Annotated in this window: 27 protein-coding genes; 10 read left to right on the forward strand and 17 right to left on the reverse strand. The window is 65.3% G+C overall.

Features of this window, described 5'->3' with window-relative positions; genetic code table 11:
* The first annotated feature begins 116 nt into the window (after window positions 1-116).
* Complete coding sequence (locus ACIBI6_RS12285) at window positions 117-623, forward strand: peroxynitrite isomerase (protein ID WP_364342030.1); 507 nt, start codon at window positions 117-119, stop codon at window positions 621-623.
* Window positions 624-715: 92 nt separating this feature from the next.
* On the opposite strand, the gene ACIBI6_RS12290 is transcribed toward ACIBI6_RS12285, so the two are convergent.
* Window positions 716-1,978, reverse strand: a complete 1,263-nt coding sequence (locus tag ACIBI6_RS12290; protein WP_364341633.1) for a hypothetical protein — start codon at window positions 1,976-1,978, stop codon at window positions 716-718.
* A gap of 76 nt (window positions 1,979-2,054) precedes the next feature.
* Between ACIBI6_RS12290 and ACIBI6_RS12295 the strand changes: the two genes are divergently transcribed.
* Window positions 2,055-3,224, forward strand: coding sequence for a BTAD domain-containing putative transcriptional regulator (locus ACIBI6_RS12295; protein WP_364341635.1), 1,170 nt, complete (start codon window positions 2,055-2,057; stop codon window positions 3,222-3,224).
* On the opposite strand, the gene ACIBI6_RS12300 is transcribed toward ACIBI6_RS12295, so the two are convergent.
* The 5 genes from ACIBI6_RS12300 to dxr form a co-directional block, all read right to left on the reverse strand.
* Window positions 3,218-5,005 (reverse strand): penicillin-binding transpeptidase domain-containing protein, encoded by a 1,788-nt coding sequence (locus ACIBI6_RS12300; RefSeq protein WP_396956096.1) that lies wholly within the window; start codon window positions 5,003-5,005, stop codon window positions 3,218-3,220. The two genes, ACIBI6_RS12295 and ACIBI6_RS12300, sit on opposite strands and share 7 nt — an antisense overlap.
* Window positions 5,006-5,069: 64 nt before the next feature.
* The gene (locus ACIBI6_RS12305) at window positions 5,070-5,933 is read right to left on the reverse strand and encodes a GNAT family N-acetyltransferase (RefSeq protein WP_364341639.1); all 864 of its coding nucleotides are present in this window, start codon (window positions 5,931-5,933) and stop codon (window positions 5,070-5,072) included.
* A 55-nt stretch (window positions 5,934-5,988) separates the two neighbouring features.
* The gene (gene ispG, locus ACIBI6_RS12310; RefSeq protein ID WP_364341641.1) at window positions 5,989-7,146 is read right to left on the reverse strand and encodes a flavodoxin-dependent (E)-4-hydroxy-3-methylbut-2-enyl-diphosphate synthase; all 1,158 of its coding nucleotides are present in this window, start codon (window positions 7,144-7,146) and stop codon (window positions 5,989-5,991) included.
* Window positions 7,147-7,315: 169 nt separating this feature from the next.
* Entirely contained in the window at window positions 7,316-8,518 is a 1,203-nt protein-coding gene (locus tag ACIBI6_RS12315) for a site-2 protease family protein (protein ID WP_364341643.1), read from the reverse strand.
* Window positions 8,519-8,794: 276 nt separating this feature from the next.
* Window positions 8,795-9,937 (reverse strand): 1-deoxy-D-xylulose-5-phosphate reductoisomerase, encoded by a 1,143-nt coding sequence (gene dxr / locus ACIBI6_RS12320; RefSeq protein WP_396956100.1) that lies wholly within the window; start codon window positions 9,935-9,937, stop codon window positions 8,795-8,797.
* A 150-nt stretch (window positions 9,938-10,087) separates the two neighbouring features.
* Here dxr and ACIBI6_RS12325 point away from each other — a divergent pair, with 150 nt between their 5' ends.
* Window positions 10,088-10,354 carry a DUF2631 domain-containing protein gene (locus ACIBI6_RS12325; RefSeq protein ID WP_364341647.1) on the forward strand — a complete coding sequence of 89 codons (267 nt, stop codon included), beginning with the start codon at window positions 10,088-10,090 and terminating at the stop codon, window positions 10,352-10,354.
* A gap of 41 nt (window positions 10,355-10,395) precedes the next feature.
* Here the strand turns inward: ACIBI6_RS12325 and ACIBI6_RS12330 are convergent, their stop codons facing one another.
* The gene (locus ACIBI6_RS12330; RefSeq protein WP_396956102.1) at window positions 10,396-11,319 is read right to left on the reverse strand and encodes a LysR family transcriptional regulator; all 924 of its coding nucleotides are present in this window, start codon (window positions 11,317-11,319) and stop codon (window positions 10,396-10,398) included.
* Window positions 11,320-11,402: 83 nt separating this feature from the next.
* Between ACIBI6_RS12330 and ACIBI6_RS12335 the strand changes: the two genes are divergently transcribed.
* On the forward strand, window positions 11,403-11,816 hold the full coding sequence (locus ACIBI6_RS12335; RefSeq protein WP_364341651.1) for a DUF5997 family protein: 414 nt from the start codon (window positions 11,403-11,405) through the stop codon (window positions 11,814-11,816).
* A gap of 347 nt (window positions 11,817-12,163) precedes the next feature.
* On the opposite strand, the gene ACIBI6_RS12340 is transcribed toward ACIBI6_RS12335, so the two are convergent.
* Window positions 12,164-12,751, reverse strand: a complete 588-nt coding sequence (locus ACIBI6_RS12340; RefSeq protein ID WP_364341653.1) for an RNA polymerase sigma factor — start codon at window positions 12,749-12,751, stop codon at window positions 12,164-12,166.
* A 204-nt stretch (window positions 12,752-12,955) separates the two neighbouring features.
* Between ACIBI6_RS12340 and ACIBI6_RS12345 the strand changes: the two genes are divergently transcribed.
* The gene (locus ACIBI6_RS12345) at window positions 12,956-13,747 is read left to right on the forward strand and encodes an SAM-dependent methyltransferase (protein WP_396956105.1); all 792 of its coding nucleotides are present in this window, start codon (window positions 12,956-12,958) and stop codon (window positions 13,745-13,747) included.
* On the opposite strand, the gene ACIBI6_RS12350 is transcribed toward ACIBI6_RS12345, so the two are convergent.
* Entirely contained in the window at window positions 13,744-14,781 is a 1,038-nt protein-coding gene (locus ACIBI6_RS12350; RefSeq protein WP_396956107.1) for a hypothetical protein, read from the reverse strand. The two genes, ACIBI6_RS12345 and ACIBI6_RS12350, sit on opposite strands and share 4 nt — an antisense overlap.
* 121 nt (window positions 14,782-14,902) lie before the next feature.
* Between ACIBI6_RS12350 and ACIBI6_RS12355 the strand changes: the two genes are divergently transcribed.
* Window positions 14,903-15,931: an alpha/beta fold hydrolase gene (locus ACIBI6_RS12355; RefSeq protein ID WP_364341659.1), complete on the forward strand. Its 1,029-nt coding sequence runs from the start codon at window positions 14,903-14,905 to the stop codon at window positions 15,929-15,931.
* A gap of 33 nt (window positions 15,932-15,964) precedes the next feature.
* Here the strand turns inward: ACIBI6_RS12355 and ACIBI6_RS12360 are convergent, their stop codons facing one another.
* Window positions 15,965-16,222 (reverse strand): cold shock domain-containing protein, encoded by a 258-nt coding sequence (locus ACIBI6_RS12360; RefSeq protein WP_364341661.1) that lies wholly within the window; start codon window positions 16,220-16,222, stop codon window positions 15,965-15,967.
* Window positions 16,223-16,429: 207 nt separating this feature from the next.
* Between ACIBI6_RS12360 and ACIBI6_RS12365 the strand changes: the two genes are divergently transcribed.
* Together ACIBI6_RS12365 and ACIBI6_RS12370 are read left to right on the forward strand one after the other, a co-directional pair.
* Window positions 16,430-16,630, forward strand: coding sequence for a hypothetical protein (locus ACIBI6_RS12365; RefSeq protein ID WP_364341663.1), 201 nt, complete (start codon window positions 16,430-16,432; stop codon window positions 16,628-16,630).
* Window positions 16,631-16,720: 90 nt separating this feature from the next.
* Window positions 16,721-17,674, forward strand: coding sequence for a TIGR03557 family F420-dependent LLM class oxidoreductase (locus tag ACIBI6_RS12370; RefSeq protein WP_364341665.1), 954 nt, complete (start codon window positions 16,721-16,723; stop codon window positions 17,672-17,674).
* Window positions 17,675-17,722: 48 nt separating this feature from the next.
* On the opposite strand, the gene ACIBI6_RS12375 is transcribed toward ACIBI6_RS12370, so the two are convergent.
* From ACIBI6_RS12375 to ACIBI6_RS12385, 3 genes are all read right to left on the reverse strand, one after another.
* The gene (locus tag ACIBI6_RS12375; RefSeq protein ID WP_396956111.1) at window positions 17,723-19,837 is read right to left on the reverse strand and encodes a catalase; all 2,115 of its coding nucleotides are present in this window, start codon (window positions 19,835-19,837) and stop codon (window positions 17,723-17,725) included.
* Window positions 19,838-19,842: 5 nt separating this feature from the next.
* Window positions 19,843-20,409, reverse strand: coding sequence for a hemerythrin domain-containing protein (locus tag ACIBI6_RS12380; RefSeq protein WP_364341669.1), 567 nt, complete (start codon window positions 20,407-20,409; stop codon window positions 19,843-19,845).
* A gap of 131 nt (window positions 20,410-20,540) precedes the next feature.
* On the reverse strand, window positions 20,541-20,957 hold the full coding sequence (locus tag ACIBI6_RS12385; protein WP_364341671.1) for a CBS domain-containing protein: 417 nt from the start codon (window positions 20,955-20,957) through the stop codon (window positions 20,541-20,543).
* Between the two features lie 134 nt (window positions 20,958-21,091).
* Here ACIBI6_RS12385 and ACIBI6_RS12390 point away from each other — a divergent pair, with 134 nt between their 5' ends.
* A complete protein-coding gene (locus tag ACIBI6_RS12390; protein WP_364341673.1) occupies window positions 21,092-21,409 on the forward strand; it encodes a hypothetical protein in 318 nt (105 codons plus the stop codon).
* A 141-nt stretch (window positions 21,410-21,550) separates the two neighbouring features.
* Here the strand turns inward: ACIBI6_RS12390 and rlmN are convergent, their stop codons facing one another.
* Entirely contained in the window at window positions 21,551-22,660 is a 1,110-nt protein-coding gene (gene rlmN / locus ACIBI6_RS12395; protein WP_396956114.1) for a 23S rRNA (adenine(2503)-C(2))-methyltransferase RlmN, read from the reverse strand.
* Window positions 22,661-22,842: 182 nt separating this feature from the next.
* Here rlmN and ACIBI6_RS12400 point away from each other — a divergent pair, with 182 nt between their 5' ends.
* Window positions 22,843-23,205: a lipopolysaccharide assembly LapA domain-containing protein gene (locus tag ACIBI6_RS12400; protein ID WP_396956116.1), complete on the forward strand. Its 363-nt coding sequence runs from the start codon at window positions 22,843-22,845 to the stop codon at window positions 23,203-23,205.
* Between the two features lie 63 nt (window positions 23,206-23,268).
* Here the strand turns inward: ACIBI6_RS12400 and ACIBI6_RS12405 are convergent, their stop codons facing one another.
* The 3 genes from ACIBI6_RS12405 to pyrH form a co-directional block, all read right to left on the reverse strand.
* Window positions 23,269-24,135, reverse strand: coding sequence for a phosphatidate cytidylyltransferase (locus ACIBI6_RS12405; protein ID WP_364342032.1), 867 nt, complete (start codon window positions 24,133-24,135; stop codon window positions 23,269-23,271).
* Between the two features lie 614 nt (window positions 24,136-24,749).
* The gene (gene frr / locus ACIBI6_RS12410) at window positions 24,750-25,307 is read right to left on the reverse strand and encodes a ribosome recycling factor (protein WP_364341680.1); all 558 of its coding nucleotides are present in this window, start codon (window positions 25,305-25,307) and stop codon (window positions 24,750-24,752) included.
* Between the two features lie 49 nt (window positions 25,308-25,356).
* Complete coding sequence (gene pyrH, locus ACIBI6_RS12415; protein ID WP_364341682.1) at window positions 25,357-26,085, reverse strand: UMP kinase; 729 nt, start codon at window positions 26,083-26,085, stop codon at window positions 25,357-25,359.
* Window positions 26,086-26,268 lie beyond the last annotated feature (183 nt).

Below are 26,268 nucleotides of genomic sequence, written 5' to 3' on the forward strand. Positions count from 1 at the left end.
CAACTTCTTCGTCCTTTCCAGCCACTCGCAACCCTCATTTGGCGATTAGGCGACGCTAACCTTAGCTGGGGGGAATTTCGACCGTATGGGAACACCCCGGTTTCGACAGGTTTAAGCTGTCGCGCGTGGTCGCCCCCCAGCCTTCTGTCGCCCCCCATCCGGATATCGCTCCGCTCGCACCATTGCTCGGCACATGGCGCGGACCAGGGCACGGTGAGTACCCGACCATCGAGTCATTCGACTATGTCGAGGAAATCAAGTTCGGCCACCTCGGCCGACCGTTCCTCACCTACCGACAGCGCACCCGCGCCGCCGATGGCAGCCGGCCGATGCACGCCGAAACCGGTTATCTGCGTTGTCCGCGCCCCGATCACGTCGAACTGATCCTGGCGCACCCGACCGGCATAACCGAGATCTGTGAGGGCAGCCTCACCATCGTCGACGGCGAACTGCGGATGGAATTCGAATCGACCAGCATCGGCCGCAGCAGTACCGCGAAAGTGGTGACCGCCCTCGGCCGTTCGATCGTATTGACCGGCGACACCATCGAATACACCTTGCGCATGGCCGCGGTAGGCGAACCGCTGACCCACCACCTAGCGGCAACCCTGAACCGCGCCTGACGAGTCGTGTCGGTTGCGCACCGGATTACGTCGTCATACCCGCTCAACCGCATGGGTGTGGTGACGAATTCGCGCAGAGTGCTCGCGGCGGGTCAGTCGCGTGTCGGGTCCGGGTGCCAGGGCACGTAGGTTCGTCCTTCGGCCTCGGCGGCGACCGCAGCCGAGTGCAGCTGATAGGGCGTGATGCCGCCCGCCTCCCAAGCCCCCACAGAACCCGCGGTGACGGCGTCGGGTGACTTCGCGGTCAACCCGATCTCATTGCGCACCACCGCGATCGGCCGATCGGCCAACGTGAACCAGTCCAGGTCCAGGAAATCGTGGCTGCCATGAGTGAGTGCGCCGCGGCGCATGGCATCGCCCAGACGCGTCGCCATGCCCGCGGTGCGCAAATGTCCTTCGTTGGCCTCGAACAATCCGGCTCCGGCAGGTAGGTAGCCGGTTTCGAAGAGCGAAATCACCATGGCGAGCAGGCTGAACGCGCGCGGGTCGTCATTGGCGCGCGCCATGAAGGCGAACACCTCGATCTCGTTCTCCAGCGTGGTGCCGTACCCGGCGAGCACATGCACCCAGTCGTGCTGAGCGAGCAGCGGCGGCGCGGAACCCGGCAGGCCGGGCGTGACGAAACCCCGATCGGCATAGAAATCGGCGACGCCGCGGCCGAGCGTTCCGACGGGTAACTCGCGCAGGCCGGCCCACTGCGCGGCCAAGGCCGGATCATCGCTGACCTGTCCCCAGGACGAATCCAGACTTTCGGTGTGCAGTGCGGTCAACCGGCTCGGGTCCAGCCCACCGAGGTACCCGTTGCGGTCGAAGTCGACCACGGCGAGTTCGATCGCACCCTCGGCGTACTTCTGCGCCACCGCGATCATCTCGTCGTCGACCTCGAGCGCGTCGGCGAACTCCCGCAGTTTGGTCGCGACCGCGGGCGGCAACGGCCGCACCACCAACGCAGACAGCAGCATGGTCTGCACGATTCGCTCGCGGAAGATCCGGTTGCGCCGGGCCAGCCCGACCGCGAAGGTCTCTGCATCGATGGGCGGCAGCGTTTCCAGTTCGACCCGATGTCCGGTCATCGACAGGAACAGCGACGGAACCAGCAACTGCTGCAGCGGAGTCAGCCCGTCCGCACCGGACGCCGCGGCGACCACACCACTGGCCAGCAGCGCCACTTCGGCCGCATCGGGCGGGGTCAGCAGTACATCATCCATCCGGTCAACTCCAACAAGATCGCCGACGAAATCCACCGCAGCGGTGGACGATCCCATTATCGATCCGAATTCGGCACGGCGCGTAATCATTTCGCCGACGGCGTAGTGCGGGCACGGCGCGCCATCAGTGCGTATGCTGAACTCCATCGCGTGACGCTTCCGTCGGCGAAACAGCCGTGGGGCAGCGGCGGTCCGGAAGCGGCTTGCGTTCGGAGGGAATCTGGTGGGCTCTGCGGGCTCGAATCGACCGGCACTCGATATTCGAGTGCTCGGACCGGTGCGCCTGCTGGTCGACGATCAGGCGGTGCCATTGCCGGGCGCCAAACTGCGCGCGCTGCTGGCCATGCTCGTCATCAATCGCCGCAGGGCCGTTGCGAAAACCACACTGGCGAACAGCATCTGGGAAGAGGAGATGCCCAATCGCTCCGTCGACGGCCTCTACGCCTACGTCTCGAATCTGCGCACGATTCTGCGTTCGGCCGGGGTGGACGATCGAGCCGTCCTGCGCACCGTGCACGCCGGGTACCTCCTCGATATCCGCGAGGACCAATGCGACGTCGGCCGTTTCGAGCGGGCCAGGACCCAAGGCTCGCTGGCCTTCACCACCGGCGATCTGGAAACAGCGGCCGAATGTTTCGCCGACGCGCTCGCGCAGTGGAGCGGTGAGACGGTCGCCGGATTGCGCGGCCTGCGCTTTGCCGACAATTTCGCCACCGATATGGACGAACGACGGTTGAATGCCATCGCCGATCGCCTCGACGCGGATATCGCGTGCGGTCGCGAGGGCGCGGTCCTGGGCGAGCTGACCGCATTGACCGCTGAACACGCCGTGAACGAGCGACTCTGGCGACTGTTCATCTCCGCGCTCTACCGCGCGGGCCGCCAGGCCGACGCACTCGCCGCCTGCCTGCGCATCCGCCGCAACCTCGCCGACGAGCAGGGCATCGATCCGGATCCACGCACCCTGGCACTGGAGGAAGCGATCCGCAGCCAGCAGGCACTGCCGACGGTCTCTTCCTCACCCGGGGTGACCAAACAGGACCTGCCCGACCTGCTGCGGCAGGCCTGGTTGCGGGTCGGCGACGGCGAAGCGATCGCCATCCCGGCGACCGGGCTGCGGATCGGCCGCGAATGGGATAACGACATCGTGCTCGACGATGCCCGGGTCAGCCGCAAGCACGCGCGCATCGTGCCGCGCGACAACCGGATCTTCATTCGGGATCGGGATTCGGCCAATGGCGTCTACGTCAACGGTGTGCCGATCGGTGCCGATACCGCACTCGCGGACGGTGATGTCATCCGAATCGGTTCCACCACACTGCGTTATGAAATGCCCGACCGCGGCACCCCGCCGGAGTCCACCAGTCGCACCAACTCCAGGCGCGTTCAGTAGCCCGCGGGCAGGGCGGCGAGCATATCGCGCGTCACCGCGACGGCATGATCCGAACTGCCACCCTTGACCAGCAATGTCGCGAAAGCCAGATCCCCGCGATAGCCGACGAACCACGAATGCGAGCCGCCGTCGACCTCGGCCTCCCCGGTCTTCCCGTACACCTCGCCCTGGTCGGCAACACGTTCGGCGGTACCGCCGGTGACCACCTTGCGCATCATCATGCGCAGACCATCGATCACCTCCGCACCGATGGCCGGACGATCGCCTTTGATCTCGGTGATCCGCCCGGCGATGAGATACGGCACCGGCGCGGACCCGTGCGCGACGGTCGCCGCGAGCACCGCCATTGCGAACGGGCTCACCACCACCTTGCCCTGGCCGATACCGTCCTCGGTGCGCTGGATCATGTCGTCGGCCGGTGGCACCGAACCCGATTCGGTCGGCAGGCCGGGAACCGTATACCCCTGTCCCACACCGAGTTTCGCGGCGGAATCGTGCAGCGCATCGCTCGGCAGCTCGCTGGCCAATTTCGCGAATGCGGTATTGCAGGATCGCTCGTAGGCGGTGGCCATCGGTACGTCACCGAGTTGGAACAGGTTGTAGTTCGGAATTGTCCGGTCCCCGATGACAATTCGGCTCGGACACGGCAAAACCGTTTCGGGCGTGGCCTTTCCGAGTGACATGGCGGCTGCCGCGGTCACCGTCTTGAAGACCGAGCCCGGCGGATACTGGCCGATGGTGGCCACCGGACCGTCGCGGTCGGCCGCCCTATTCTGTGCGACAGCGAGAATCGCGCCGGTCGAGGGCTGCAGCACCACCATCATGGTCTGTTCCTCGCGGCCACTGACGGCCCGCTGTGCGGAGTTCTGCACGTTGCGGTCGATGCTGAGCGAGAACGACGGGGCGGGTTGTGCGGGCACCTCGGTGAGCACGTCGGTATCGGCGCCGTTGGCGTTCATGGTGACAACGCTCCAGCCCGCCTTACCGTCCACCTCGGCGACCACCGTCTTGCGCACCTGCGCGAGCAGATCCGGTGCGAAATTCCGGTCGGTGGCGACCATATCCCACTGTTGGGTCAGCGTTACCCCGGGCAGGCCGATGAGATCAGCACTCACCTGGTCGTATTCGTACTCGCTCAAGAGCGCGACGGTGTACTCGCCCTTGGCGGCGTACGCCGCATTCAGGATCGACACGGGGGTGAGCCGCTCGTCGAAGCGGTTCAGCGCCGCCGCCAGCGAGGTCGCGGTGTAACCCGGATCCGGGGCGGAGGCCGCGGTGAACGCGACCCGAGATACCTTGCCCGGCACCAGCACATCACTGCCGGACTGCTCGTTCACCCTGGCGCGCGGGGCCTGGTTGGCGCGCAGTGCCATGGTCTGGGTATCGCCGAGTTTGGGGTGGATATCGGAGGAGGTCCAGCGCACCATCCAGCGGCCGTCACTGCGACCCATCTGCAATTGACCGGAGTACTTCCAGATGCGGTCCTTGGGCAGGTGCCACTCGTAGGTGTAGTCGACGGTCGCGGTATCGCCGATGACCCTGGCCGCGCCGGTATGCGCGATCAACTTCTCGGCCTGCAACTCGCCCCATGCCGAACGCAGCGCGGCGGTCGCCTTCTCGGGCTGACTGGTGAGTTCGGCCGCGGCCGCGCTGTCGTGGTCGGCGAAGGCGGCCAGGAAGGCATCGGCCGCGGGCACCGGTCCCTGCGGGTTGGCCGAGCAGGCGGTCCCCACCGCCGCGAATGCCGCGACGGCCAGCGTAATGAGCATGCGAGTCGACATCGGGACCGATCGTATAGTCAACAGCAAGCAAACGGCTGTGGCGCACCGATGTTCGGCGCCGCGTTCAGTCGAGCAGAACGGTCGCGAAGGTGGCGATCTGCCGGAACCCGACTCGGCTGTAGGCCCGGCGGGCAATGCCGTTGTAGTCGTTCACATACAGACTGGCGGTGCGGCCCGAGGCCACCACCGCATTCGCCACGGCGGCCGTACCACGGGTGCCGAGACCAGCGCCGCGCCGTTCGGGATGCACCCACACGCCCTGGATCTGCCCGGTACGCCGGGACAGCGATCCGACCTCGGCCTTGAACACGACTTCGCCGTCCTCGAAACGCGCCCAGGCGCGGCCGGATTCGATCAGACTCTGGATCCGGCGCCGATAACCGCGGCCGCCGTCGCCCGCGCGCGGGTCGACGCCGACCTCCTCGATGAACATGGCGATCGCCGCGGTGAGATAGCGCTCCAACTCATCCGGCCGGACTCGGCGGACCTGCGTATCGGCGGTGGCCAGAGCGGGCTGGCCGAGGGCTAGTAGCGGCTGTGCACCGCGTAGCTCGCGTTCCGGTCCCCAATGCGCGGACAACATCTCCCACAGCGGCAGCGTCAGTTCCTGACGCCCGACCACCGACGAACACACCCGCGGCCAGCGGACCGCCCGCGCGGCGAAGGCGCGCAACGCATCCTCATCGCCGCGCAGGGGCACCAGATTCGCACCGGAGAAGCACAGCGATTCCGACGGACCACCCCGACTCCACAGTTCGCCGTGCCCGACGCCGGTATCCAAGCCGAATTCCTGTAACCGCGCCGCCACCATGCACGAGGCGATCGGATCGCTATCCAGCACCCGCAGCACCTGTGCCAGATCTCGGTTCGCGAGCTGACGCGCGGGGGCATCCTTGGCCCGCCGCGCGGGCTCCAGCAGACTCCGCACATCGACAGCCTGCCACGAATCGGCCGAGTCCGGTACGGCTACTCGGGAACCCGTGCTACCCGACGGTGACGACGGGTTCGCCGGCGCCGGGCGTCTCGCCCATCTCCTCGGCGATGCGCATGGCCTCTTCGATCAGGGTCTCCACGATCTGCGCCTCCGGCACGGTCTTGATGACCTGCCCCTTCACGAAGATCTGGCCCTTGCCGTTGCCCGAGGCGACACCGAGGTCAGCCTCGCGTGCCTCACCGGGTCCGTTCACCACACAGCCCATCACAGCAACCCGCAGCGGCACCTCCATGCCCTCCAGACCGGCGCTCACCTCATTGGCCAAGGTGTACACGTCGACCTGGGCACGACCGCAGGACGGACAGGAAACGATCTCGAGCTTGCGCGGGCGCAGATTCAGCGACTGCAGGATCTGCCCGCCGACCTTGACCTCCTCGGCCGGCGGCGCGGACAGCGACACCCGAATGGTGTCGCCGATGCCCTCGGACAACAGCGCACCGAACGCGACGGCGGACTTGATGGTGCCCTGGAAGGCCGGACCGGCCTCGGTCACCCCGAGGTGCAGCGGGTAATCGGACTGCGCGGCCAACTGGCGGTAGGCCTCGACCATGACCACCGGATCGTTGTGCTTGACCGAGATCTTGATATCGCCGAAGCCGTGCTCCTCGAACAGGCTCGCCTCCCACAGCGCCGATTCGACCAGCGCCTCCGGGGTCGCCTTGCCGTACTTCTCCAACATCCGCTTATCCAGCGAACCGGCATTCACGCCGATGCGAATCGGGATGCCCGCCGCGCCGGCGGCCTTGGCCACCTCACCGACCCGTCCGTCGAATTCCTTGATATTGCCCGGGTTTACGCGCACCGCGGCACAACCCGCATCGATGGCGGCGAAGATATAGCGCGGCTGGAAATGGATATCCGCGATGACCGGGATCTGGCTCTTGCGCGCGATGGTCGCCAATGCGTCGGCGTCCTCCTGGCGCGGGCAGGCGACGCGCACGATATCGCAGCCCGAGGCCGTCAGTTCGGCGATCTGCTGCAGGGTGGCGTTGACGTCATGGGTCTTGGTGGTGGTCATCGACTGCACGGAAATCGGGTGATCGCTGCCGACGCCCACATTGCCGACCATCAATTGGCGGGTCTTGCGGCGAGGCGAGAGAACGGCCGCGGGTGCGGTCGGCATCCCCAATCCGATTGTGCTGGTCACTTTCGGCTGCCTACTTTCGTGCGTACTTTTTCGGGCCGTTCGCCTACCGAGCTTAGCCGCGTGCCGCGGCTGCTCACCCTGTGAGGGCCATGACATGAGTCATGACACACAGATGTCCCGAAATACCAGCAATCCGGCGTTCGCGGGGGTTATCGCGACAGGTTAGCGCTCAGCGGAACAACTGGATCGGATTCACGATGTCGGCGACCAGCGTGAGCACCATATACGCACCACCGATCACCACTGCGACGTAGGTCACCGGAAGCAGTTTCAGGTAGTCGACCGGACCGCCCGGCGCCAGCCCCTTCCAGCCACGGACGGTATTGCGGATCTTCTCGTAGAGCACCACCGCGATATGCCCGCCGTCCAGCGGCAGCAGCGGCAACAGGTTGAAGGCGCCGAGGAAAAAGTTCAGGCTGGCGAGGACCAGGATGAACACACCCCACAGGCCGCGCTCCGCGGTCTCGCCACCGATCTTGCTCGCGCCGTAGACACTGACCGGGGTTTCCGGATCGCGCTCACCACCGGTGACCGCGGTCCACAGCGCGGAAACCTTCTGCGGCATCTGGGCCAGCGATTCCACCGTGCGCACGAACATCTGCCCGGTATATGCGCCCGCGGCCGGAATCGCGGCCAACGCGTTGTACTTCAGGGGTTCGTAGTACTCCGAACCGACGCCGACCGCACTGACCTCGCGGCCAGGACCGCCGTCGTCGGGATAGCGAGTGATGCGTTCCGGAGTGACCTCGATGGTCTTGGTCTGACCGCCGCGCTCGATGGTGTAGGTGAACGTACCGGTCTGCTTCTGGGTTTCGGCGGTGAACTGCTGCCAGGTCGTCACCTTCACGCCATTGACGGCCTTGACCACGTCACCGCGCTGCATACCGGCCCGCTGCGCCGGACCGGTGCCCTGGCAGTCGGCAAGCGACTTATCCGGATTCTGCTGGGCTACGCATTTCATCGCACCGATGGTGGTGGCCGGCGGCTGGTCGAAGCGCGGCAGGCCCCAGCCGATAGCAAGCACGACCAGCAGGAGGAAGCCGAGCACGAAGTTCATCGCGATCCCGCCGAACATCACCACCAGGCGCTTCCAGGTGTCCTGGCGGTACATGGCCCGGTCGAGTTCCTCGGGTGCGAGTTCGTCCAATGCGGTCATGCCCGCGATATCGCAGAAGCCGCCGAGCGGGAGCGCCTTGAGGCCGTATTCGGTTTCACCGCGCTGGAACGAGAAAATCTTCGGACCGAAGCCGATGAAATAGCGTCGCACTTTCATGCCGGTGGACTGGGCGGTCCACATATGCCCGCATTCGTGCAGCGCGATCGATATCGTGATGCCGAGGGCGAACAGTACGAACCCCAACGCGAACACCATTTGCTGTACAGCCCTCCTGCGTTGCGCAGCTCGCCTCAAATGAAGTGCGGCCGCCCGCAGCGGCCGCGATTACCCGCACAGGCGCGTCCGTCCGCGCCGCGAGCACCCCGACCACAGTAACCGGACGCCGACCAACCTTCGCTCCCAAGTCTGCCAGGCCACCATTCGGCGGCGCGTCCGATCGCATCGAAGGCCGTTCGGGGCCGACGATCCGCCCGGCCACGCACTTGCGTACGCATGCCGCAAAAGTCACCGGATAGCGCGGGAAATACGCGCTCAGGCGGGGTGGACCAGCGCGCGGGCGTAGTCGCGCGCCCAGGTGTCGGCCGCCAGCACGTCGTCGAGTGTCTCGGGCTCGGCCTGCCACCGATCGGCCGCCTCGACCGCGCGGGCGACGGTGCGCACGATATCCGGGAACCGAATGATCCCGTCCAGGAAGGCTTGCACCGCAATCTCATTCGCCGCGTTGTATACCGCGGTGACGCTGCCGCCCGCGGTGCCCGCCTGCCTGGCCAGCTCGACCGCCGGGAATACCGCATTGTCGACCGGCTCGAATTCCCAGGTCGACGCGGTGCTGAAGTCGCAGGCAGCCGCCGCGCCCGGCACCCGGTCGGGCCAGCCGAGGGCAAGCGCGATGGGCAGCTTCATATCCGGCGGGCTGGCCTGGGCCAGCGTGGAGCCGTCTTTGAAGGTGACCATCGAGTGCACGATCGACTGCGGATGCACCGTGACATCGATGCGGTCATAGGGCACCCCGAACAGCAGATGCGTCTCGATCAGTTCGAGGCCCTTGTTCACCAGCGATGCCGAATTCAGCGTATTCATCAGCCCCATCGACCAGGTCGGATGCGCCTTCGCCTCGGACGGATGCACCGATTCCAGCATTTCGGTGCTCCAGCCGCGGAACGGACCGCCGGACGCGGTGAGCACCAGCCGGTCCACCTCCTCGGCCCGGCCGCCACGCAGGCACTGGGCGAGCGCGGAATGTTCGGAATCGACCGGCACGATCTGGCCGGGTGCGGCGGCGCGGGTCACCAGCGAGCCGCCCGCGACGAGGGATTCCTTATTCGCCAGCGCCAGCCGGGTGCCCGATTGCAGCGTGGCCAGGGTCGGCTCCAGGCCGAGCGAACCGACCAATGCGTTGAGTACTACATCGGCCTCAGTGCGACGCACCAGTTCGGTGACCGCGCCGGGACCGCTCAGTGCCAGTTCGAGTCGGGTGCCCGCAGCCGGATCCGCGACCGCGACATTGCGGGTCCCGGTGGCGGCCATCTGCGCCGCGAGCAACTCGGTATTGCCGCCGCGCGCGGCCAGGCCGACCACCTCGAACTTGTCGGGATTGGCGGCAATCACCTCGAGCGCCTGGGTACCGATGGAACCGGTGCTGCCGAGCAGAAGGACTCTCACGATGTCGGACACGGCCCCATTGTGGCAGCGGAGCCGGCGACGCGCCGCGAGGCGGTAGCCTGCGTAACCACTCCGCCGATCAAACACAGCCCTGCTGGCTACGACGAGCGGTCGTATGCCACGATATCGGCAGCAACGCCCACACCGAGCTAAGGAGCGATCGTGGCCGCCACGGAACTCGAACCCACCAGTGACCGCGCAATCGTCACCCACGTGGATACCGCCGAGGTTCCGTCCGCCGAATGGGGCTGGAGCGGGGAATCGCGCCGGACCTTCCGTGTCGCGGGCTGGATCGTCTGCGTGATCCTGGTGGCCATGACGATCGGCAACCACAAGGGCCACATCGAGGACGTGTTCCTGATCGGTTTCGCCGCCGTGATCGCGGGCATCATGATCCGCGACTCGATCCTGCGCCGCAAGCCTCGGTAGTCCACACCGAAAGGTATTGACTCGCTTGGGGATACGCCCGCCTAACGCCCTCGTCGTTTGGCGGGCTTTTTCTTGGCTGCGGTGGTCTTGACGACATGTTTTGTCGAGCGCTTGGCGGTGGTCTTCTTCGGCTCGGTCTTCTTGCGCTGAGCCTGGGTCCGTGAGCTGCGTTCCGAGCGACCGCGCACGATACCGACGAAGTCCTCGATCAGGTCGGTGGTCTGTGCGGCGGGCCAGGCCAGGGCGATTTCGGTATCCGGGACGCCCATCATCGTCCGGTAGACGAGGTCGCGGCGGGCATGCAGACGGGCGATGGAATGCGGGACGATGGCGACGCCGACACCGGCCGCGACCAATTCGATAGTGCTCGCGATCGCATCGATATCGCTCGAGTCCTGGATTCGTTCGCCCTCCAGATCGCCCATGCCCACCTGTTCGAACAGCGACAGGGTGTGATCCTTGGGCAGCACGACGACAGGAAGCTCTCGGTAGAGCGGAATCGCGCTCAGACCTGCGCGATCGATGGGTAGGCGGACGAAGCAGGCCTCGACGCGCCCGTCCCGCAGCGCGGCGAGTTGTTCGGCCATCGGGATCGCGATCACCTCCAGCGGGGAGTCCGGAAACCGCTCAGCCCAGATGCGCGTCCATTTGGAGACCGTGACGCCAGGTACGAAGCCGACCCGCAGTGCGACATCCTCCGGGGCCACCGGCTCGGGCTTTTCTTCGGCGCGCGCGATGATGTCCCTGGCATCGCGCAGCAACTGCTGTCCGGCCTCGGTCAGCTGCGTCGGCTGCGCACCGGGCACAAAAAGTTTGCTCCCGAGTTCCTGCTCCAAGCCGATCACCGTGTGACTCAACTTCTGCCGCGAAATGTGCAGCGATTTCGCCGCGCGGGCGAAATGCAGTTCCTCGGCAACCGCAACAAACCAGCGCAGACGGGTCACGTCGATGGACTCGGGGTTCATTCGTATGAGGGTATTGCCATCAGGGCTGTCGACTACCGAGGCGGGTGGTCTGAGGGCGAGACCGGGCCGGATACGCTGTACCGGTGAGCCCGGATAAGAAACCGCAGACCATGAAGCCGCTTACCGCGGCGAACAAGCTCGGCATCTACCTTCCGGCGACGCCCGAGGAATTCCGCAACTCGCCGATCTCCCGCGCCGAACTCGAACAGTTGCGCACCAATCCCCCGGCCTGGCTGACCGAACTGCGCAAGACCGGCCCCTTCCCTCGCGATATCGTCGCCCGCAAACTCGGAGTTTCCAATACCGGCCTGGCCCGCGCCGAAGTCTCCGATGCGATGAATGCCGAGGAAATCGCCGCGCTGCTCGCCGACCCGCCGGAATGGCTGATCCGCGAGCGCGAGAACTACGCCGCGGTGCGCGAGGAAAACGAGCGCATCAAAACCCAACAGGCCGAACGCCGCGCCGCCGCCAACCGGCCCGCCAAGAACCGCGCCTAGCACAGCCGCACCCATCTCGGGTGCGGCTGCGTTTCAGCGGAAGCGGTTATGTCGCATCGGGTTTCGTGGTGACCAGTTGGCAGCTTCCGTCGGTGCACGAGCGCTGTAATCGGCCACGGGAGAGGGTCTGGAGCAGGCCGATCGCCCAGCACGTCGGGCAGCCGCGCAATGCGACGAGGCCGACCGGTAGGAGCAGCATGCTGACGAGGCCAACCGCTGGCATCAGCGCGAAGGAACCGATTACAGCGCCGAATCCGATTGCGCCACGGACCAAATGGCGAGATAGCGACGCACTGGCGAATTCATCGCGCCCACCCGGTGCTCGACCACCACCTCTCATGGAATCGCTACGCGATGACTTCCTCATTACCGACCTCCAAACTCCGCTGCACCGCCGCACGCGCCCGATGCAGCCGTGATTTCATCGCCGCGGTGCTCAGCCCGAGCAGATCCGCGACCATTCGACCGCTGTACCCCTGCACATCTCGCATGATCAGCACCCGTCGTTGATCGCCCGGCAGCGCCGCGATCGCCGCGGCCACCCGCTCGGCCTCCAGGCGATTGATCGCCTCCTCCTCCGCCGACGCGATGGCCGAGTCGGGAATCGGCTCGGCCCGACGCACATGGAACCGCAGTTGCCGCAGACATTCGTTGCGCACAATCCGAAACATCCACGAGGCCAACGCACCCGATGCCCGCAAGGTCCCGATCTTGCGGTACAGAATGATCAACGCCTCCTGCGCCGCGTCCTCGGCATCCTCCGGCGACGCGCACAGCGAGTACGCGAATCGACGCACGTGCGGATGCGATCCGGACACCAGCGTGGTGATCGACTCGATATCGCCAGCCCGCGCCGCGGCGACGAGATGTTCGTCGGGCCAGCACACCTCGGTCACTTCGACCGGCTCCGCCGCCGCAGCACGGTGATGCTGCACGCGCAAATGAGCAGCGCCCCAACAACAATCGTGGCAATGATCACGACAAACCTCCGATCTCGTGCCGACCGTGTTGCCGACACAGGTATGAGAGGTGTGAACCCGCACAAAGGATTCACCGCCATCGAGTCCCGCAGCTCGATCCACGCGGACAAACGACCAGTCGTTGTTACCATGTGCCCAGGGATATCAAAGGGAGGTGCGGTGGCTGAGGCCGATCGGGCGCCGGTGCGCGTCGATCCATCCAAGCCGAACGCTGCTCGGGTGTACAACTACCTGCTCGGCGGTAAGGACAACTACGAGGTGGACCAGCGAGTCGCCGAGCGAATGCTCGCGGTCGCGCCGGACACCAAGACGACGGCCTGGTTCAGTCGTAAATTCCTCCTCAACGCTGTGGAAGACGCGGCCCATGCGGGGATTCGGCAGTTCATCGATATCGGTGCCGGAATCCCCATCTCACCCAACGTGCACGAGGTGGCACAGAAGGTCGACCCCTCGGCACGCGTCGTGATGATCGACTACGACCCGGTCGTGTACGTGCACACCAACGCGCTGCTGTCCGGTACATCCGGTGTCGCATCGATACTCGGTGATATTCGCCGAACGGACGAGATCATCGAGAAGGCGCGGACCGAAGGACAGATCGACTTCGACCAGCCGGTGGCGATTCTGATCGTCGGTGTGCTGCACTTCGTGATGGACGACGAAGCCCCGGCCGGGATCATCGCGAAACTCCGCGATGTGATGGCACCGGGCAGCATCCTGGCCTTCACCCACGGATCGGTCGACACATACTCGGAATTCGTCGCGCAGTCGACCGGCGATACCAACGGCAGCTCGGCGCAGGTCCAATTCCGGACCCCGGATATGGTGGCCGCCTTCCTGGACGGTTTCGAGGTGGTCGAGCCCGGTCTGGTGCCGGTACAGGATTGGCTCGACGATGACCTGCCGCGCACCAAGTTGGTGCTTTTGGGCGGAATCGGGCGCAAGCTCTAGGTCGCGGCGAGCGTATCGGCGCGTGCCGCGAGCGCGTCGGCGATCGGACGCGGACGGCGGCCGAGTCCACACGCACTCGCGACGCCGTCCACCGGTCTGCCCAGGGCGTTCTCGATCAACCGTAAGGTCTCGACCTGCTCTGCCACCGTGGGAGTGTCGTGGACTAATCCCGCATAGAAATTGGTGCCCTCGTCGATTGACAGGTCCGCCAGGGGTGCGTAGAACCCGGGATCCGCCGACGGCGGCATCTCTCCCGCCGCGAACGGACCGTGCACATAGGTCAGCGGTCGATCCGAAGGCCACTGCCGGACAACGGAATTGGCCAGGTCCACGAAGGGGCGCAGATCACGCATGTTGGCCCTGGACTTGTTGTGCATACTGCCGACGCACAGGTGCACGCCGAATCTCGTTCCCGCAGGCGCGGATTCGGCCAGCGCCGCAATCCCCTCGCCGAGGCGCAATGCCGTCTCCACTCGCTGGTGCAATGGCTGTGTCTTCGCCATGATCACCATTTCCGCGGTGGCCTCCAATTGCACGACCACGTCGGGACCGACCAGTTCGTGGATGGCCGCGATGTCGCGCACGGTCGCGTCCCGGAACGCCTTGCGGTGCGACCTGACTCCGGATATGCCCATGGCGACGAATGCCAGGGTGAAATCGGTCGGCATCCCGATCTGGAGGGTTAATTCGGGCAGCTCGCGCGCCGCGCGCAAATCCCGAAATATCGGGAGTGCCTCCTCGGCCTCGGCGAGATAACCGAGGTCCATCATGTCGCCGGTCAGTTCGCGACCGGATGCGACGCGATGGATGGTGCGTTCTCTACTGGACCGCCACGTGCCCGGCTTCTTCACTTCCAATGCGCCCTGCGCCACCAGATCCTCGATGATCGGCTGAATATAGAACTCGTAGCGGCGCGTTTCCCCGGTAGGGAGCGTGCGTAGCCGCGGTCCTGCGGCATCGAGCATCGCACGCATAGCGTCGTCCGTACTCGTACCCGGAAAGCTACCGACGAAATGCACACCACGCGAACCCATGTCGTGCATCGTAGATCGCATCTTCGCCACGCAACCCCATAGCTACGGATCTTCGTGTGCGGTATGGTAATTCGCCAGAAGATGGCGCAGCGCACGATATTTCCCATTCGGAGGGAACGCGGTGACGAACAAGCTCTACGCCCGGATGCTGGTGGCCGCTACCGCGGCGGCGACAATGCTCGGTGTCGTACCGGGCGCGGCCGGTGCCGATCCGGCGGCCGCACCCGACCGTTGTCAGGAGATCTCTTTTCCGGTACCGGAGGGGACCTTGGCCGCGACTCTGTGCCTGCCGGACCGGCCGACCGACACCGTCATGGTGTTGATGGCGGGCTCCAATTACAACCACACCTACTGGGATTTCCCTTACGCCCCAGAGACTTACAACTTCCGCCGCGCGATGAACGCCGCGGGTTACGCGACGCTGGTGGCCGATCGACTCGGTAACGGCGCGAGCACCCGTCCGCCGAGCATGTCACTGACCGCGACCGCCACCGCGGAAGCCCTGCACAACATCGTGCAGGCCCTGCGCCACGGGCTCGCGGGCGCACAACCGTTCGGCAAGGTCGTCACCGGTGGTCATTCGCTGAGTTCGGGCACCTCGGTCATGGAGGCCACCACTTACCACGACGTCGACGGCGTACTGCTCACCGGATACTCACACACCCTGAGCGTGCCGGATGTCCTCGGTGTCATCGGCACGTACTACCAGGCCGTGCGGGATCCCGTATTCGCCAGCCGCGGATACGATTCGGGCTATCTCGTGACGCAGCCGGGCACTCGGGCCAGTGATTTCTTCGGGCCGGATAATTTCGATCCGCAGGTGCTCGCGATCGACGAGGCGACCAAGGAAACCTTCTCGCTCACCGAATATCCCGACGGGCTCACCTCCACCCTGCCCGGGATGTCGAGCTTCATCACCGCCCCGGTCATGCTGGTCAATGGCAGTTTGGACCGGTTGTCGTGCGGACCCGCCTATTCGATCTGCGCCGATAGCGCGACTCTGCAAACCGCGGAGGCGGCGTTTTTCAGTCCGGCCGCGCGGTTGCGCACCTTCGTGCTGCCCGGCAGCGGACATTCGGTGAATCTCGCACGGAACACCGCGCAGTATCAGGCCGCCGTCGTCGACTGGATGAAGTCGGCCGTCGGATAGCTCAATCTGCCTGCAGTAGTTGACATTCCGCGATCACAACCGGCTGTCCTGCGGAAGGTACGGACGCACCACCGCGGCCGCACGACCTTGCGCCTCGGGATCGCACAGGTAACGCACCTGCTGACCTTCGGCGAGTGCGCGATAGCCCGGCACATCGATATGGCTGTATTCGACGAACACCGGCCACTGCCGGACACCGTCGGGTTCGATGAAGCCGAACCCACGCTGTTCGTCGAACCAGGCCACCGTACCGGTCAGCCATACCGAGGTCGGATCGATAACGCTGCTCATCGTAGCCTCCGCGAGGTCGGGATCGGCGATACCCCCGCATCCGGCCTACCCGCGAATGGCACTGGTAAACACTACTTTTCAGGGCGCGAGATCGTCGCGCAACCGGGAGACATCAACTCGATTAGTCGACTCGATCCGGGGTAGGTCGCAGATGTGGTCCGAACCGGGGCCGCAGATAGTTCCAACTACCGAAAAGGAGTGCCGACCATGGCAGATCCGAAGAACCCCGGGCAGTTCGGTAATCGCAAGGACACCCAGGAGCAGGCCAGCAAGGGTGGAAAGGCCAGCACCGGCAGCTTCGGCCAGAAAAACGCCGCAGACCCGCATGAGGCCGGTCGTAAGGGCGCACAGGCGCAGCCGACGGCGGCCAAGCAGAAGGGCGGCCAGCACAGCCACAGCGGCAGCTAGCTCCACCTGTCGAACGGGCCTCGGTCATCTCGATCCGGGGCCCGTTCGTATGCGTCGAATATCACCGGCGAACCTGGGTAAGCGCCGGACATGGTCACCTTCGGATATTTCTTAGCCAGCGAACAGTTCGGGCCGAAAGAACTCGTCGAGCAGGCCAAACGCGCCGAACAGGCCGGATTCGAACGGCTGTGGATCTCCGACCATTTCCATCCGTGGAATGACGCCCAAGGGCACAGCCCCTTCGTGTGGGGCACCATCGGAGCGCTCTCGCAGGCCACCGACCTGCCGATCACCACGGCGGTCACCTGCCCTACCGTCCGCATTCATCCCGTCATCATCGCGCAGGCCGCCGCGACCGCCGCCGTCCAACTCGACGGCAACTTCGTTCTCGGCGTCGGCAGCGGTGAGGCACTCAACGAGCACATTCTAGGCGATCCGTGGCCATCGCCCACGGTCCGGCTCGAAATGCTGGAGGAGGCGGTCCAGCTGATTCGGCGGCTGCACCGCGGCGGTAACGTCAACCACCGCGGCCAGTACTACACCGTGCAGGACGCCAGAATCTATACCCTGCCCGATGCTCCGGTGCCGATCTATATCTCCGGATTCGGCCCGCAGGCAACGCAATTGGCGGCCCGCATCGGTGACGGCTTCTGCACCGTGCTGCCCGACGCCGATGCGGTCGACACCTTCCGTACCGCGAGCGGAGGCGCGAAACCGGTACAGGCGGGCGCCAAGGTCAGCTGGTCCCGCGACGAGGAGTCGGGTCTGGACGCCGCACATCGCCTTTGGGCCAATGAGCTGTTGCCGGGCCAACTTTCCCAAACACTGCCGCGGCCGCGCGATTTCGAGGACGCGATGAGCCTGATCGATCGCGAATCCACCCGCGACCACTTCGCCACCGGGCCCGATCCGGAACGTCATATCCGCCAACTTCAGCAGTATCTCGATGCCGGTGTCGACGAACTGTACGTCCAACAGATCGGGCCCGATCTGGATGGCTTCTTCACCGCATGGGAGAAGGAGATCCAGCCCGCCCTGAACTGACCCGAGGCTTAGGGCTGAACCGAGACGGTTAGGGGTGAACCGAGACGGTCAGGCCGGTACCGCGACGGTCGCCCGGTTCCAGACCCGGTGCCGGGCAACCGCATTCGCGAATGCCTCGATGAAGTCCTCGGTCACGCCCGCACCGCTGGCGGTCGTGGTGAAGACGCCTGCTTGCGCGTCCTGATCGGTATCGGATAGGAGACCGACGACCCGCAGCAGCGTGACACCGTCGCCGAAGCCGCCGATCGCTTTGACGTGTTTGAACGCCTCCAGGACGAAATGCACCGCCGCGCCATTGCCCACCAGCGTGTCGGCGGACTGTTTTCCACCCGCGACGAGCACCGCATCGTAGAGAACCGACGCGACGGTGGCCAGCGACCGGTCCACGGCGAGGGTTTCACCGTCACTGCCGTCACCGCCCAGCGTACCGGCATGCGGCGCAAGCACTTCGGGGATGGCACCACGCTCGGTCAACCACGATTTGATGCGGCGTACACCGAGGGTGTCCACCCCGTCAGCAGCGAGTATCGCGATCTTGCGGGTCGCGATGGTGTCGGTGACGGTATTCAGTTGCGACAGTGCGGGAGATACCACCGCCTCCCGATCGCCCGAGTCCGGTTGCGGTACCGGCATACCCAGTTCACCCGCGACCCGCTCGGCCAGCTCCGGCTCGATCTGCACCAGATGTTCGAGCACCCTGGCCCGGATGGCCACCCGCTCCACCTTGCCGAGTTCGAAGGCGAAGGCGGCGACGATATGATCGGCCTCCGGCGGTGACATACTGCGCCAAAACATTCGCGGCTGGCGGTAGTACTCCCGAAAACGGTTGGCACGCTGACGAATAGCTGATCCTGTAAGTGGCTCAGCGTAGTGCTGGAACATCTCGGTGTTCGCCAATGCCGGACAACCGCCGCCGATGGTGTTCTTGGTATACGCGGCCTCGCCCTGCGGAATGGCGTGTTGGCCGTAGCCATCCTGCTGGTGATTGCGCACATCGGCGACCGGCCGGTTGATCGGCAGCTGGGCGAAGTTCGGCCCGCCCAAGCGGATCAACTGGGTGTCCAGGTAGGAGAAGTTGCGCAACTGCAGCAGCGGATCATCGGTGAAATCGATACCGGGCACCAGATTGGCTGTGTGGAAGGCTACCTGCTCGGTCTCGGCGAAGAAGTTGTCCGGATTGCGATCCAGCACCATGCGGCCGACCGGCTGCACCGGAACCTGTTCTTCCGGAATGATTTTCGTCGCATCGAGCAGGTCGAAGTCGAAGCCGAATTCGTTCTCGTCCGAGACCAGCTGCACGCCCAGCTCCCACTCCGGATACTGGCCCGCCGCGATGCAGTCCCACAGATCGCGCCGATTGAAGTCGGGATCACGTCCGGCGATCTGCTGACACTCGTCCCACACGAGCGAATGCACGCCCAGTTTCGGTGTCCAGTGGAACTTCACGAAGGTGCCTCGGCCCTCGCTGTTGACGAGTCGGAAGGTGTGCACACCGAAGCCCTGCATCATGCGATAGCTGCGCGGCAATGCCCGGTCCGACATCAGCCACATGATCGCGTGCAGCGTCTCCGGTTGCTCCCCGACGAAGTCCCACAGGGTGTCGTGCGCGGAGGCAGCCTGCGGAATCTCGTTGTGCGGCTCGGGCTTCACCGCATGCACGAAGTCCGGGAATTTGATTCCGTCCTGGATGAAGAACACCGGGAAGTTGTTGCCGACAAGATCGTAATTGCCCTGGGCGGTATAGAACTTCGTCGCGAAGCCACGCACATCGCGCACGGTATCGGCGGATCCGCGCGATCCGGCGACAGTCGAAAACCGGACGAACACCGGTGTTTCCACGCTCGAATCGGTGAGGAAGCGGGCGGTGGTGAAATCGCTGAGCCAGCCATCGTAGGGCCGGAAGTGTCCGTAGGCGCCCGCACCTCTGGCATGGACAACCCGCTCCGGAATCCGCTCGTGATCGAAGTGGGTGATCTTCTCTCTGGCATGGAAATCGGCGAGCAGCGTCGATCCGCGCTCCCCTACTTTCAGGGCGTCATCGGTGCTGTCCACCCGTACGCCCTGCTGTGTGGTGAGCTTCCCCTGTTCGCGATCTACCCGGTATCGGTCCAGCTGGCGCTGCTTCTCATTCGATGCGCCGTTCTTGTTCGTCGCGTCGGTCACGCCGCTCACCCCTCGGTCTTGCGGCGCCAATCACGCACCGCGTCGCGAATCCGATCGAAGAGCGCAAGTGGCGGTCCGGCAACAATATTCACCAGTGCCGACTCACCCGCCTCCGGATGCGGCCGGGTCGGGGCGACGGCCTCAGCGACCCGCACGACATCGGCGAGCACCGCGCTCTCATTGGCGGAGATCTCTTGGCGCAGCTGGTCGAATTCCTCCTTCTCCTCCAGATCGGCGTGTTCGATCACCGATTCGGCGAAGGAGCGGAACTTGGTATCGAAGTCCTCATGCTGCACACCCATGTCGTAGAGCTCGGCCAGCACGTGCTTGGCCTCTTGCTCTTCGTGCAACCTGCTGTCGACAACGCTGGCGGGCACCGATGTGCGCCGTGATGCCGGATGCACCACTTCCTCTTCGGCGCTCTCGTGCACCGCCAGTGCGCGAACCAACTCCTCGAACGGCTCCCGCTTGGCCGCACCCTGCGCAAGCTGCACTTTTTCGATCAGGCCCTTGATCAGTTCGTGCTGTGCCAGCAAGAGCGTGACGACGTCTTCCTTCTGACCGGTGGCCATTGCGTACCTCCTCGATCGGGGACGGAGCCACCGCGGCTCCTCTCGTCCGCGCATACCCGCAAGCGGAACACTCACACCTGAGACGGAGACAGTGCGGACGAGCCGGAGCCGAGCCGGATCGCAGGTCGCGGTCAGTCCGTAGACACCGCCTCCACCACGCCGCCGGTATCGGCATTGCCGAGCGCGACGGCCACATCGGCCTGCGCCACAATGCCCACCAACTGGTCGCCGTCGAGCACCGGCACCCGGCGGATCTGATGCACCGACATCACATTGAGCACCTCATCGGCATCAGTGCCCGCCTGCACCGTGATCGGTGTGCCCTCGGCCAGTTCTCCGGCCTTGACGCCGAGCGGATCCTTGTTCTCGGCAAGTACCTTCACCACGATGTCGCGGTCGGTCAGCATGCCCTCGAGCCGATTGTCCTCACCGCAGATCGGGAGCGCGCCCACACTCAGCTGTTTCATCAGCTTGGCGGCCTCCACCACCGAATCGCTGGATCGCACGCACTGCACACCTTCGGTCATGAGTTCACGAGCGGTTGTCACGGTTGTCCTCCCAATTCGTCGCGAGCAATTCGGGTTCGCGGTACCCGTCGCGTTGCCCGATACACCCTTGATTGATCCCGAACATCCGGGGTATCCGCACGAACGAGACGATCCATCCGAACGGAGAGGACGCCATGTTTCCTGGACACGACCAGCCCGAATCCGATCGGCTGCGCTCCGACTTCCCGGACCGCGCACGCAACACCAGAAACCACGCGGGCGAATTGATCGCCGACACCCACAACTGGCCCGGCGTCATCCTGGTGCTGCTCGGCGTAGTCGCTGCCGCCCTGACACTCACCGCCGCAGGCTACGGATTCGCCGGTTGGGCCATCGTGGCAGGAATCGCCACCGTCGTCTGCCTGATCTGCGGCGGCGGGCTAATCCTCGCCGAACACCGCCGAGTCAAGGCCGACGAGGGCCGCGACCTGCTCGAGCCGGGCGGTCACTGACACACACTCACCTGCGAGGACCGGCGCTACGCTCAGATGTCGCGCCGAGATTCTGGCCGACCTGGACACCGTGGACGCGTGCAGCAGCGTCATCGACAGGTGCCCAGCTCTGGATCAACCACTGTGACTTCGGGGAACTGCCTACCCCTCTGCGGCCAGCTGTCCGCAGGCGGCGGCGATTTCCTGGCCCCGCGTATCGCGCACCGTGCACGGCACGCCCTGTGCGTTGACGCGCCGAACGAATTCCTGCTCAACGGGTTTCGGGCTGGCATCCCACTTGCTGCCCGGCGTCGGGTTCAGTGGGATGACGTTCACGTGCACACGGGAGCCGAGGGCCTTGTGCAGCTTGGCGCCGAGCATATCCGCACGCCACGGCTGGTCATTGATATCGCGGATCAGCGCGTATTCGATGGACACCCGACGGCCGCTCTTATCGGCGTAATAGCGGGCGGCATCGAGGACCTCGGCGACGGGCCAGCGGTTGTTCACCGGCACCAGGGTGTCGCGCAGTTCGTCATCGGGGGTGTGCAGCGAGACCGCGAGGGTGACCGAGAGGTCCTCGTCGGCGAGCTTGCGAATGGCCGGAGCCAAGCCGACGGTGGAAACGACCACGTTGCGCTGAGAAATACCGAAGCCGTCGGGCGCGGGTGAGGTGATGCGGCGAACCGCGGCGACCACCCGCTTGTAATTGGCCAGCGGCTCGCCCATGCCCATGAAGACGATATTGGACAAGCGGCCCGGACCGCCCGAGACCTCACCATCGCGCATAGCGGCGGCCGCTGCACGAACTTGGTCGACGATCTCGGCGGTAGAAAGGTTGCGATTGAGCCCACCCTGGCCGGTGGCACAGAACGGGCACGCCATACCGCAGCCTGCCTGGCTGGAAATGCACAGGGTGGCATGGTCCGGATAGCGCATCAGCACGCTCTCGAGCAGGGTGCCATCGCCCGCGCGCCACAGGGTCTTTCGTGTCTCGCCGCCATCGCACGCAACATGCTTGACCACCGACATCAGCGGCGGAAACAGCGCTGCGCCGATCTTTTCGCGCACCGCGGCGGGCAGGTCGGTCATCTGGTCCGGGTCGGCCTGCAGGCGGCCGTAGTACTGGCGCGCGATCTGATCGGCACGGAACTTCGGCAGACCGAGCTCCTCGACCACGGCCTTGCGCCCGTCGGCATCGAGGTCGGCGAGGTGCCGCGGCGGCATGCCACGGCGTGGAGCATCGAAGACGAGGGGCAGGGAGACGGTCATAATCTCTCCAGTGTCCCATCTCGCGTATGCGGCCCGGACCGAAGGTGACCATCACGACGCCCGACGCGACGAAGGTCACGTGCGATCAGGGCGGGTGAGCAGCCCCTGCCTCGACATAACGACATACCGGTCAGCGCCCAGAAATGCGTGCACCCGGGATAGCGATCGGCAATGATCGAAGTATGACCAGTCACGCCGAGTCGTCCGAGCCGGAGCGCACCGATGATGTCGCACCTGCGTCGACGGGCCGTGAGACGGTCGAGCCGACCGACCGTAGAACGGTGGAACCGACCGGTCGCAAGTCGCTGGCGAAGAGCCGGACCGGTGACACCTGGGTCGCCCTCGTCGCCGCGACGCTGATCGGGATCGTGCTGCTGATCTTCATCCTGCAGAACCTGGAACAGCAACGGGTGGATCTGTTCTTCTGGAGCTTGTCCCTGCCGGTCGGCATCCTGGTGCTGCTGTCGGTGATCGCGGGCGCACTGGTGATGGCGCTGGTCGGCGGCGTGCGGATCATTCAGCTTCGGCGGGCGGCGAAGCGGTAGTACGCGGTTCGCACTTACCGCCCATTCTTGCGTCGAAAATTCAGCTCGAGAATGGACGCTGACTCAGATCAAAGTGGACAGCACCAACCAGGACACGAAGGCCGAGGGCAGCATCGAGTCGAGGCGGTCCATGATGCCGCCGTGGCCGGGCAGCAGAGTGCCCATATCCTTGATGCCCAATTCCCGCTTGACCTGGGATTCGATCAGATCGCCCACGGTCGCCACCAGCACAAGGCCGACGCCGAGCACCACGCCGATCATCGAATTGGCTTCCAGCAGCAGGGTGACGGTGAGCAGACCGCCGATCACGCTGAACACCAGCGAACCGCAGAAGCCCTCCCAGGACTTCTTCGGGCTGATCGCGGGCACCATCGGATGCCGCCCGAACAGCACACCCGCGACGTAACCGCCGACATCGGAGCAGACCACCAGAATCATGAAGGTCAGCACCCGCAGATTACCGTCGGGCTCGAGCAGCAGCAGCGTCGCGAACGAGGCGAGCAGCGGGATCCAGGCCAGCGTGAAAATCGTAATCGCGGTGTCGCGCAAAAAGTTTCGCGGCGCGGTACGCAAGCCGTGATCGAAAAGACGCCACACCATGCAGATCAGTGTGGTCGCGGCGAAGGCGCCCGCCACGCCGCTGGCGCCCCACGGCCAGCCGAGCCAGAACACCGCCTGACCGCCGACGATGAGCGGGATCCGCGGGACCAGGACATCCGCCTCCCGCAGCCGCTTGGCGACCTCCCAGGTGGCGACGCCGACTCCGGCGGCCGCGACGCCGATGAATACCTTCGGCACGAACAGCAGGATCGCGATGAGCGAGAGACCGAGGCCGAAGCCGACGGCCAAGGCGGCGGGGAGATTGCGGCCGGCGCGCGAGGCGGGGGCTGCGGGTTCCGCCGAGTTCTCTTGCTGGACGGCGGGATTCACCGGCGCGGTCGAATATTCGGGGTTCGCGGATCCGTCGCTTTCGGAGCCGGGCGTCACCGGCCCCCAGGTCGAGGGCCCATCGGTGGCGGTTCCTGGGATCGCGGTGCTATTGGTCGCGGGTCCCGGTGCCGCGGGTCCATCGGCCGCAGGCCCGGGTGCCGGGGGTCCATCGGCCGCAGGCCCGGGTGCCGGGGGTCCATCGGCCGCAGGCCCGGGTGCCGGGGGTCCATCGGCCGCAGGCCCGGAACCAGCGGGTCCATTGGCGGAGCGTCCCGGTGTCGCAGGTCCATCAGTCTCGGGAACGGGCGCTGAGGGTGCGGCGGTCGAATCTCCCGAAGTCGCGGGCCGACCGGGCGAGGCCACCGGCGAACCGGATTCCCGACGCGCAGCCTCGGACGCAGCGAAGTCGGTGCGCACGGGTTCGGGAGGTGCGGCTTCGGGAATCGCGGCATCGACCGCGCGCCCGTCCGTCGCATCAACTGTGCCGTTGGCCGGCCTCGGCTCCTCGGCCGCACCGGTCGCGGCGGCGTTCTCGGCCACGATTGTCCCGTCGCTCAACTCGTCGTTCCGTTCGTCCCCCGCCCGGGCGGGCCTGAAAGATCCGGCCTCGGACCTCAGACCTCGAGCAGTTCAGCTTCCTTGTGTTTGACCAGTTCATCGACCTGGCCGACATATTTCGCGGTGGTCTTGTCGAGCTCCTTTTCGGCGCGCCCGACCTCATCCTCACCCGCCTCGCCATCCTTCTGGATCCGCGACAGTTCGTCCATGGCCTTACGGCGGACATTTCGAATCGAGACCTTGGCGTCCTCGCCCTTACCCTTGGCCTGCTTGGCCAGTTCGCGCCGCCGCTCTTCGGTCAGCTGCGGAACCGAGATCCGAATGATGTCACCGTTGTTGGTGGGGTTGACACCGAGATCCGAATTGCGGATCGCGGTTTCGATCGCGCCGAGCGTCGACTGCTCATACGGTTTGATCACCACCATCCGCGGTTCGGGCACGGAAATGCTCGACACCTGGGTAATCGGGGTCGGCGAACCGTAGTAGTCGATGACAATCCGTTGGAACATACCCGGATTCGCCCGACCGGTACGGATGGACCCGAGGTCGTCCTTCGCCACCGTGACGGCCTTCTCCATCTTCTCCTCGGCGTCGAAGAGCGCTTCTTCAATCACGACCGTTTCCTCCACAGCGTCGTCATCGTCATGATCCGCGGGCGCGGGGTCAGGACCGAACCAAGGTGCCGATCTTCTCACCGGCGACCGCACGGGCGATATTGCCCTTCGTCAACAAATTGAACACCAGCATTGGCATCTGGTTGTCCATACACAGGCTGAAGGCCGTCGCGTCGGCGACCTTCAGATCACGCTCGATGACCTCTTTGTGCGTGATTTCGGTGTACATGGTCGCGCTCTCGTCGACCCGGGGATCCGCGGTGAAGACCCCGTCGACGGCCTTGGCCATCAGCACCACGTCGGCGTCGATCTCCAGTGCGCGCTGGGCGGCGGTGGTGTCGGTGGAGAAGTAGGGCATGCCCATGCCCGCGCCGAAGATGACCACACGGCCCTTCTCCAGGTGCCGCTTGGCGCGCAGCGGCAGATACGGCTCGGCCACCTGGCCCATGGTGATCGCGGTCTGCACGCGGGTGTCGACGCCCTGCTGTTGCAGAAAGTCTTGCAGCGCAAGGCTGTTCATCACGGTGCCGAGCATGCCCATATAGTCCGAACGGGCGCGTTCCATACCGCGCTCCTCGAGTTCGGCGCCGCGGAAGAAATTGCCACCGCCGATCACCACGGCCACCTGAACACCGCTGGAGACCACCTCGGCGATCTGCTCGGCGACCGTCTGCACCACATCGGGGTCGAGCCCGACCTTGCCGCCACCGAACATCTCCCCACCCAATTTGAGGAGCACCCGGCGATATCCTGGGCGGTCGGTCCCGGGGTCCGTCATGGGTGTTCGTCTCCTTCGGCGATAGATTTCGGTCTGTCGACACAGCACGTGGGCCGGATGGCAACGCGGAGGCTCAATACGGAGCGCCCTTATCCTGCCCTACTCGGATTCGATGTGGGTAGAAGACCCCCTCGGACGCAACGAACCAGCCCGGTCAGGCTCGGGAATTGCGGATGAACGGCC

The organism is Nocardia sp. NPDC050412 (assembly GCF_044458825.1).
Classification (GTDB): domain Bacteria; phylum Actinomycetota; class Actinomycetes; order Mycobacteriales; family Mycobacteriaceae; genus Nocardia.